The following is an 8,466-nucleotide window of genomic DNA, read 5'->3' on the forward strand; positions in this document are numbered from 1 at the left end:
GTCGACGGCCTGCGCCACATCGGCGGCACTGATCTGGTCGTCCGAGAGGTCCTTAGCCAACATGATCGCGACCTCGGCCTCAGCCTTAGGCTGGATCGCGCGGGCGGCTTCCAGCGAGCCGCCGTTCACGATCTGCATGTCTTCGAACAGCACGCCGAAGTCAGGCTGGTCGACGCCAAGCTGGACCTGTACGGCCTTTGCCGTCAGCCCGACCTTGCGGCCGACAATCCGACGGCCCTGCTCCTGCCAATGACGGGTGTTGATCGCCTGCACGGTATAGGCACCGGCCGCATCGGTCGGCTCCAGCACATCTCGCAGCGGCGCAACCTGACCGCCCCGATAGGCTTCACGCAGGCGCAGCGCCGCGTCTTCGTAGGAAATGGTCATGATACCTCCGGCTTAGCAGGCCTGGGCGGGCGCTGATAAATATGCCCCCAGGCGGAATTGCGATCATGTGTCAGGACGTGCCAGCTGTCGTCATCGACCTCCAACCCGCCCCAGCCGAACTCGACGTCGAAGCCCGAGGGGGTCAACGGGTAGAAGCTGAGCATGTCGTCGTTGGAATGGCGCCCCAGAGTGAACGTCAGGTGCGTACCCGCCTTCATGCAGCGATCAAGCGCGCGGCCGACGTCGTCGATGCAATTTGCCTCCACCATCAGATGGACGATCTTCTTAGGGATCGGCACGGGCGCTAGCGCCAGCGAATGATGCCGGCCATTGCAGCGCAGGAAGCTGATTTCCATCGGCCGTCCGGGTACGACTTCGGTCAGGATATGGTCGGATAAGCGGAAGCCCAGCACATTCTGGAAAAAGTCCATCTGCGCATCTTTGTCCCGACAGCTGAGCACCAGATGGCCAAGTCCCTGCCGGCCGGTCTTGAAGGTCGCGCCGACCGGGCTGACGAAAGGATCGTTAGTCTTTTGCAGCGGACCGAAAAAGGCCTCATGCACATTCCCTTCGGGATCAGCGAAGCGGATCAGGCGGTGGACGCGGCGATCCACGGCCTCCTCCTGTGGCCTGGTGACGGCGATGCCGATCCCTTCCAACCGCAGGGCGAGCGCGTTCAGCGCCTCTTCGTCCCGCACCTCCCAGCCGGCATAGGCCAGATCGTCACGTGCCCCCTGATGCAGGCGGATGCGCGTCGCATAGGTGTCGATGCGCAGATCAACCGTCCCGTCGGCCCGCTCCACCCATTGCAAACCGAGCTGGTCGCGCGCGAAACCCTGCCACGCTGCGAAGTCCGAGACCTCCAGACCGATATAGCCAAGCGCCTCGATCTCGCTCATTTTCCGCCCCGCAAATGGCGTTGAGTCAGCGTCAGGAAGGACTCAGAGCGCTCCGACTGCACCCAGTGGCCGCACTTCCCGAACATGTGAAATTCAGCGTTCGGCATGGCCCGGCCCAACTTCAGACCCATCTCGACCGGGATCACCTTATCCTCGCGGCCGTGCAGCACCAGGGTGGGATGCTGGATATTGGCGACAACCGCCTCTGGCATGCCGGACAGAATGGTTTCGCCTTCCTCGGCGGGCTTGGCGAGGAGCTTGCGCAGCCCTTCCTGCGCGCCAGGTATCAAACTGGTCTGGTAGCGGTCCTCGAGCAGCTCGTCAGTAATAATGGACAGGTCATAGGGGAAGTTCGACATCGCCGCGCGCATATTCTCACGGCTGGGCGTGTAGTCCCAACCCGCGCGAAGACCCGGCGTCATGGCGAACTTGTCGCACGGCGTGCCCATCAGCACGAGCCGATCGAAACGATCCGGGAAACGCGCAGCGGCTGCTAGCGCCAATGACCCGCCGAAACTGTTGCCGACCAGACTGGCCTTTTCGATACCGAGCGCGTCCAAAATAGCGATCAGATGCTTGACCCAAAGCTTGATGTCATATGCCAGCTCGGGATTGCGTTCAGTAAAACCAAATCCCGCCATGTCGGGGGCGATGACGCGAAAATGCTGCGCTAGCACCGGCAACACCTTCTTCCAGTTGGTCCAGGCGGACACACCAGGCCCCGAACCGTGAAGTAACAGGACCGGCGCGCCCTCACCTGCCTCGTGATAGTTGGTATCCAAGTCCAGCGCGCGCACGCTATTGCCGCGACCCAACTCCGCTTCTGCACCCATCAGTCGTTCCTCTTCCACCAAGACCCTCTGATGCAGGCCAAGCCTCCAGATGTCAATACGGCTCCGTATGGAAAGGAGACCCATCATGCTGGAGGATTGACATTTTGCGGCCAAGTTCGTCCAAGGCGAACTATGGTGGACAAGACTAAGATCAGGTCGGGTGAAACGACCAGGCTGGACGCAACGGCGTGGACCCAGGCCGCGCTGGAAAAGCTGGCAAAGGACGGGATCGACGGAGTGCGGGTTGAACTACTCGCCAAAGAGTTGGGCGTAACGAAGGGCAGCTTCTACTGGCATTTCAAGGACCGCGCTGCCTTGCACGACAGCATGCTGGTCGACTGGCGACGTCGCGCCACGCTGGCGCTCATCGAGAGGCTGGACAAGGGGGAGACTTCGCCAGAGCAGCGACTGCGACGGTTGCTGCAATTGCCGCTGTCAGGCCAGCGTGCGACGCGGGCGGCCGATGTCGAGCTTGCGATCCGCCTGTGGAGCCGACGGGAGGAGCGGGCCCGCCATGCGCTTGAGGAAGTCGACCAGTTGCGCATCAGCTATATCAGCGGCTTGCTGCGCCAATGTGGCGTGGACCCCGAAGAGACGGAGGCCCGTGCGGTCCTAGCCTATTCCTACATGCGTGTCGCTGCCACGCTGATCCCAGTGGAAAAGCGTCCGCTCATGACCATGTGCGAGGATTTGTTGCTCAAAACCCATTTCCCGGCTGCGCCCGGTTGATGGCTGCAACGCCGCGTCTCAGCGCTCCAGCCGGTCCTGACCGTAAAGTTGCTCCAGCAGCGAGGCGCGCCGGGTCAACACTCGGCGTTGGTTGATATAGCCCTTCTCTGTAATCTCGTCATGCACCGCGCTCGGTGGTTCGTCGACGATCAGGTAACGGGCAATCCGCGTGCTCGACCCTAATTGGCGTCCATTATATTCTCGCAAAAGGGCATTTATGCGAACCTGCACGGCGGGATGCGCACTTGCGGATGTCTCCCCGAGCAACTGGCATTCTTCTTCGCCCAACAGTGCTCTGCAGGCCGCTTCGTTCGGAAACAGGAGCAATCCTATGTCGGCCCGGCTTTCGCCCGCTACGACCGCGTCTGAAATGAGTTTCTCCAAGGCGCTCAACACGGCCAGCCGCAGTGCACCAACATTAACCCATGTTCCAGACGTCAGCTTGAAATTCTCAGCGACGCGGCCATCGAATAAGATACCCTCTTGCGGGCAATCGGGATCCACCAATTTTCCGGCGTCGCCGATGCAATAATAGCCTTCTTCATCGAAGGCCGCTGCCGTCGTCACCTCATCACGCCAATAGCCGGGCATGACATTTGGGCCCTTTACCCTCAATTCATATCGCTCGTCCAACGGCACCATCTTGATCTGCGTACCGGGAATAGGTGCACCCAGATTATAGGCATGGGACTGGTCAAAATATAAAACGGTCGAAAAAGGCGCTGTTTCGGTTGAACCCCAACCGGCAACAATGCGCGGCGCTCGTCCAATCGTGCGGTTTGCCACCGCCTCAAGCCTCTTGCGCAGCGTAGCAGGCAGCGCTGCACCAGCATTGAACATGAAATCCAGCCGGGACAGAAATGCTCGCGCGAAGTCACTATCGGACTCCAGCTCGGGCAACATCGCTTCGAAGCCTGCAGGCACGTTGTAATAAAGGGTCGGTGACCACTCACGGATCGCCTGGATGCTACGGCCAATCAACGCTGCTGTCGGTCGGCCGCCATCGATATGGGAGTGGCCGCCGAACCACAGGTTCGTGTTGAAGCAGCAATTGCCGCCGAACGTGTGGCTCCAAGGCAGCCAGTCGACCGACACCGGCGGCCGTTCTGAAAGGAAGGGCCACACAACCGACAGGCCCAGCATGTTGGACACCATCATGCGCTGCGTGTTCGGCACTGCCTTGGGATGACCCGTCGAACCGGACGTAAACAACAGCTTTGCGACAGTGTCCAGCGTCACCGAAGCTTCGGCCTCATCAACCGCAGCCGTGCTGGCGACTGGCAATTGTTCCAGCCATGACAGGTCCGATAAAGACCGTACCTGAGCTTTTGTGGCGGCAGCAACCAACGCCTCCTCAACCGCTGTCCCATTGTCAGCAACGATAATGGCGGGACTGATCTGATCGACGATGCGCCCGAACTTTGTCCAGGGAGCCGCACCTGCTGCGATATAGCTGGGAGACACGATCGCGACGGGAATGGCGACACTGGTCGCCGCCAGCATCAGCAGCGCGTGGTTGATGCCATTCTCGGCCACGATCATTAGCGGCCGATCTACGGAAAGGTCAAGCCCGAGCAATCGGGATGCCAACCCACGGCGAAGCACTTCCGCCTCGCCATAGCGCAGCGCCTGGACGCCCTGCGTCAGGAATAGAGCGTCGGCGGCATGCGTGGCCCAATAACGTAGTCTACCAGGAATGGAGCCTTCCACGTCAGGAAGAGCCAGCCGGTTGACAAGAATGATTGATCCGTCCGGGCGATGCTCCGCAAGCACATCAGAACCGCGCTCCAACACATTCCCTGCCATGCTTCCTCCCTTTTATAGTTTCCGCCCGTCTCGGCACAAGCCCATGCTAGATCGATATGGTCAGTCCACCATCGGACTTGAGCATTGCGCCGGTCACGTAACTGCTCTCCTCCCGCGCTGCGAGCAGCACGTAGAGGGCGGCATGATCTTCCGCCTTCGACACGCGGCCCATCGGCATGTGCTGCTGCATCACAGCCATCCGGTCGGCATCGGCGTTCATTTCCCGCGCCTCCTGCCCGAGCGCCGACGGCCCGGAAATGCTCGTATCGGTTGCGCCTGGCGCGACGCCGTTCACGCGCACGTGCGGCGCAAATTCTCTTGCCAGCTGCATGACCAGCCCGTGCAAGGCAAATTTCGACGCCGTGTAAAGCGCCCCGCCGCCACCCGCCAGAAAGCAGGCATTGGAGCCAGTGACAATCACGCTGCCCCGGCTTTCCTTCAACGCATCCAGGGCCGCCCGCGCCCCGTAGAGAGCGCCCAGAAAATTGACGCCGAATAACTCGTTGAAGCCTTTCTCGAGTTCTTCAGGCGTCTGTTTTTCCAGCTTCTTGTGAAAGTCCCATAAACCTGCATTGGCTACATAGGCGTCAAGGCCGCCCCATTGCGCAACCGCAGTGCCGACCGCGCGCGCAGCCGTATCATAGAGCGAAACGTCACCCTCAATTACGACTGCACCCTCCGCTTCCAGAGCGGAAATATCTGCACTCTTGCGCACCACAGCGACAACGCGGGCCCCCTCTGCCAGGTAGCGGCGCACGACCGCGCGGCCTATCCCTGATCCCGCGCCGGTCACGACCGTGCGGAGATTGACCAGCCGCCCCATCAGAAGAATACCGACAAATTCTTGGTCAGCAGAACCGACTGCGGCAGCAAGATAAGCCGACGGACGAGTTGAAAGCTGCCGTCCAACGCACGAATGAGGTCACGCCGACGGCCTGCCAATGTCGCATCGTCATGTTCCGACCTATTGCGATACTGGATAAAGGTAGAATGCACTTCATATTCGCCCGCCACCTCGGTCTCGAACGCCTCGATATTTGATATGATATACACATGGCGGGTGGGCGGATCTTCTGTCCAGACGAGATTAGAATCGAGACGTCCCAGACGCACCGCGATGTCCGCCTTGGTCTCGTCAAAAAACGCCATGTTGTCCGGCGAGATCACTGCCCGCTTGTCGCGACGGAAGCGATTTTCCTGCAACGGCATCCAGTAGAAGAGATCGTCGGCGAGCAGCGCGTACCAGTCATGATAGCGCTCGCCATCGAGCAGCCGCGCCTCCAAATTATAGAAACGTTCGATCTGCCTGTGCAGCAGGTCACCGACCGGCCTGCCTTCGCCGTGCATCGCCAGCAAATTCTCTGCTGCTAGGCGCGCCTGGCTATAGCTCAAACGCGGCAAGGCGGCGTAATCGGGTTTGATCCCCAGCGTGGTCATTCCGTCGCCTCCGCCATCCCGGTGGATTCTGCCACGGGGATATCAGCCCAGCTTTCCGCATCCATCATCTCTGCCCAGCGCTTGTAAAAGAGTCTCTGATTGCCATCTGACAATTGTCCTGCAGCGACATGGCCAGGCAGACCATCTTGCTCCACTTCGCCCTCGGGCGCCATGGCGTAGCAGAGACGTTGATTACGCGTCACCCAACCGGCATTGGCTTGCGTGGAAAATTCCCAGTTCTCTCCATCATCCATTTCGAGGATGCCGGACGGAGAGAAAGTGCGCATCGAACCGCGGCGGAAGCGATCCTTGATTTCCTCCGGCATATTCTTGGGCACCAGTGTCCAGGCGTGGATTTCCGTTTTGAGCGGACCTTTGGGCTGGAAGGTACGAAAGGTGAAGTAACCTGGCAGGAAGGAGAAATTGGGAAAGATGGTCGCCGATGCGACCGACCCCCACATCTTCGCACGGAAGTCGCCCAGACGCGCAGTAATCGCGTCCTGTCGGGATTTCATGTAACGCAGCAGTTCCCGGTCACCCATGGTTGCGGCATTGCCCAAGAAACTGTCGTTGAACTCCCACCCATGGCCGTTGACCGACACCTGATAGCTGCCGGCATTGTCGACCTTCACGCCACCATGCTGGCCCAATGTAGGCTCAGCACCGCCCAAATGGGTCCAGAGTGCGTGATAAATGTCACCTACGAAGTTGTCCGCCGGAAACTTCCAGTTGCACTTCATGATCGATCGGGTCGCGCCGCCCGGCAGGAATTCCGTGCCGCCTTCTTCAACGTCCAGCACGGCATCCAGATACCATCGGAAATCGCCGAGCCATGCGTCCAATTCCGGCACCTCCTCGCAGAAGGTTGCAAAGACGAGGCCTTTGTACGATGCGACACGGGCGCGCTTGAGCCCCCAATCCTCCATATGAAAGCCCGGCGTCGATTTATAGATGCCCATTTTCGGCATCTTCTTGAGCGCACCGTCGAGGCCGAACGCCCAGCCATGGTAATTACAGGTAAATTGCCGCCCCTGCCCGCTGTCAGCAAAACAGACGCGGTTGCCGCGATGAGGGCAGCTGTTGAGGAAAACGTTGACCAATCCATTGTCGGCACGCGCGACGATGACTGAATCTTCGCCCATATATGTGGTGATGAAACTGCCCGGCGCGTCAACTTGGCTTTCATGCGCGACAAACAGCCAAGAGCGACCGAACACGCGCTCCAATTCCTGTTCGTAAATGGCTGGCTCCCAGAAGATACGGCGCTCTACGGTGCCAAAATCCCAATCGACCAGGTCTTTTGCTCGGATATTCATCTCTCATTCCTCTTCCATACCGAACCGTATGGTATAATTATGACTTTGTCCATCTTCATTTTAGGATCGATAAAGAATATCGAAATGGCCTGATAGCTGCCTCGGCGCCCAGCGTACGAGCGGCCTTCCCGCACCCCTCATCCGATAAGATCGAGCGCCAATCTCAACGCCTTTTTATCAATCGAACGGTGACATTGCCGCTGCGCCGAATTTCGCTCTGGCCATTTTCAGTAGCGTGCGCCGCGGTTCGGTGGTGGCCAAGGTGCCCCGAGATCTTTTTAATCCTCAGGAGCTATACGAACTTTAAGACCGTCCAATGCTTCATCAAATAAAATTTGACATGAAAGTCGCGACCTCGCCTCCCGGTGATCTGAACTGTCGAGGAGATCATTTTCGTCTTCACCAGGCTCATTTGCGCCGATGTCGCTTTCCACGTAAACGTGGCAGGTTGCACAACTACACCCCCCGCCACAAAGCGCCAATAGCTCATCGATGCCTGCGTTTCGGATGATCTCCATGACGGATATCCCTGGCTCTGCATTTATGGTTTGGCTTTCGCCGGCACGGTTAACAACTGTAATAGCTGGCATTTTACAACCTATATGGAGATAGTGAGCTCGCCATCGGAGGCCGCATCTTGCATGTCATACGCGCGCGCTCCTCACTGCTGAGAAAAATATAGAATGATGCAAGGCTTTCACGTAATGACATTTGACTCCGCAAAAAGCGCGCCGGCAAGACCGCTTCAGGTTGGATGGTATTTATTTCGCGCTTCATCCGGCCGACTGCCGGGGGAGCCTGAAATCCCAGTTCAGGCACGCCTGCCGGGACGCCATGCCCCCCGATAAATGAGCTTTCATGCATATACGTCGTGATAATTCGTCTGCGAGCTTCAATCTGGCCGTCACGATTTATCACACAGTCCATACTTAACAGTATGGACTGTGTCTTTTTAAGTGTCCACCGAAAAACGCTATTGCCATTCAGGCACTCCAGGCAAATTCGCTCTTTTATGTTTCAATTTCGTTTCACGCTTTCGTTCTACGGGGCTGATATCGG

General features: G+C 58.7%; 9 protein-coding genes. 1 reads left to right on the plus strand and 8 read right to left on the minus strand.

Annotated features, from left to right (window positions below; translation table 11 throughout):
* The 3 genes from AC07UX_RS20875 to AC07UX_RS20885 all read right to left on the minus strand — a co-directional run.
* Positions 1 to 387: 2-keto-4-pentenoate hydratase (locus AC07UX_RS20875; RefSeq protein WP_495193886.1), on the minus strand; the 387-nt coding region annotated here is incomplete at its 3' end.
* Positions 384 to 1,286, minus strand: coding sequence for a VOC family protein (locus AC07UX_RS20880; RefSeq protein ID WP_495193887.1), 903 nt, complete (start codon positions 1,284 to 1,286; stop codon positions 384 to 386). The genes AC07UX_RS20880 and AC07UX_RS20875, both read right to left, overlap by 4 nt.
* Entirely contained in the window at positions 1,283 to 2,119 is an 837-nt protein-coding gene (locus AC07UX_RS20885) for an alpha/beta fold hydrolase (protein WP_495193888.1), read from the minus strand. Before AC07UX_RS20885 ends, AC07UX_RS20880 begins: the two co-directional genes overlap by 4 nt.
* A 132-nt stretch (positions 2,120 to 2,251) precedes the next feature.
* Between AC07UX_RS20885 and AC07UX_RS20890 the strand changes: the two genes are divergently transcribed.
* Positions 2,252 to 2,848, plus strand: a complete 597-nt coding sequence (locus tag AC07UX_RS20890) for a TetR/AcrR family transcriptional regulator (protein ID WP_495193889.1) — start codon at positions 2,252 to 2,254, stop codon at positions 2,846 to 2,848.
* Between the two features lie 18 nt (positions 2,849 to 2,866).
* Here AC07UX_RS20890 and AC07UX_RS20895 read toward each other — a convergent pair whose 3' ends face one another.
* The 5 genes from AC07UX_RS20895 to AC07UX_RS20915 form a co-directional block, all read right to left on the minus strand.
* Positions 2,867 to 4,654: an AMP-binding protein gene (locus AC07UX_RS20895; protein WP_495193890.1), complete on the minus strand. Its 1,788-nt coding sequence runs from the start codon at positions 4,652 to 4,654 to the stop codon at positions 2,867 to 2,869.
* Between the two features lie 46 nt (positions 4,655 to 4,700).
* Entirely contained in the window at positions 4,701 to 5,477 is a 777-nt protein-coding gene (locus AC07UX_RS20900) for an SDR family NAD(P)-dependent oxidoreductase (RefSeq protein ID WP_495193891.1), read from the minus strand.
* Positions 5,477 to 6,091: a 3-phenylpropionate/cinnamic acid dioxygenase subunit beta gene (locus tag AC07UX_RS20905; protein ID WP_495193892.1), complete on the minus strand. Its 615-nt coding sequence runs from the start codon at positions 6,089 to 6,091 to the stop codon at positions 5,477 to 5,479. Before AC07UX_RS20905 ends, AC07UX_RS20900 begins: the two co-directional genes overlap by 1 nt.
* Positions 6,088 to 7,407: an aromatic ring-hydroxylating oxygenase subunit alpha gene (locus tag AC07UX_RS20910; RefSeq protein ID WP_495193893.1), complete on the minus strand. Its 1,320-nt coding sequence runs from the start codon at positions 7,405 to 7,407 to the stop codon at positions 6,088 to 6,090. The genes AC07UX_RS20905 and AC07UX_RS20910 overlap by 4 nt, the downstream gene beginning before the upstream one ends.
* A gap of 278 nt (positions 7,408 to 7,685) precedes the next feature.
* On the minus strand, positions 7,686 to 7,997 hold the full coding sequence (locus AC07UX_RS20915; RefSeq protein ID WP_495193894.1) for a 2Fe-2S iron-sulfur cluster-binding protein: 312 nt from the start codon (positions 7,995 to 7,997) through the stop codon (positions 7,686 to 7,688).
* Positions 7,998 to 8,466 lie beyond the last annotated feature (469 nt).

Source organism: Sphingobium sp. GW821-FHT02B05 (genome assembly GCF_059421905.1).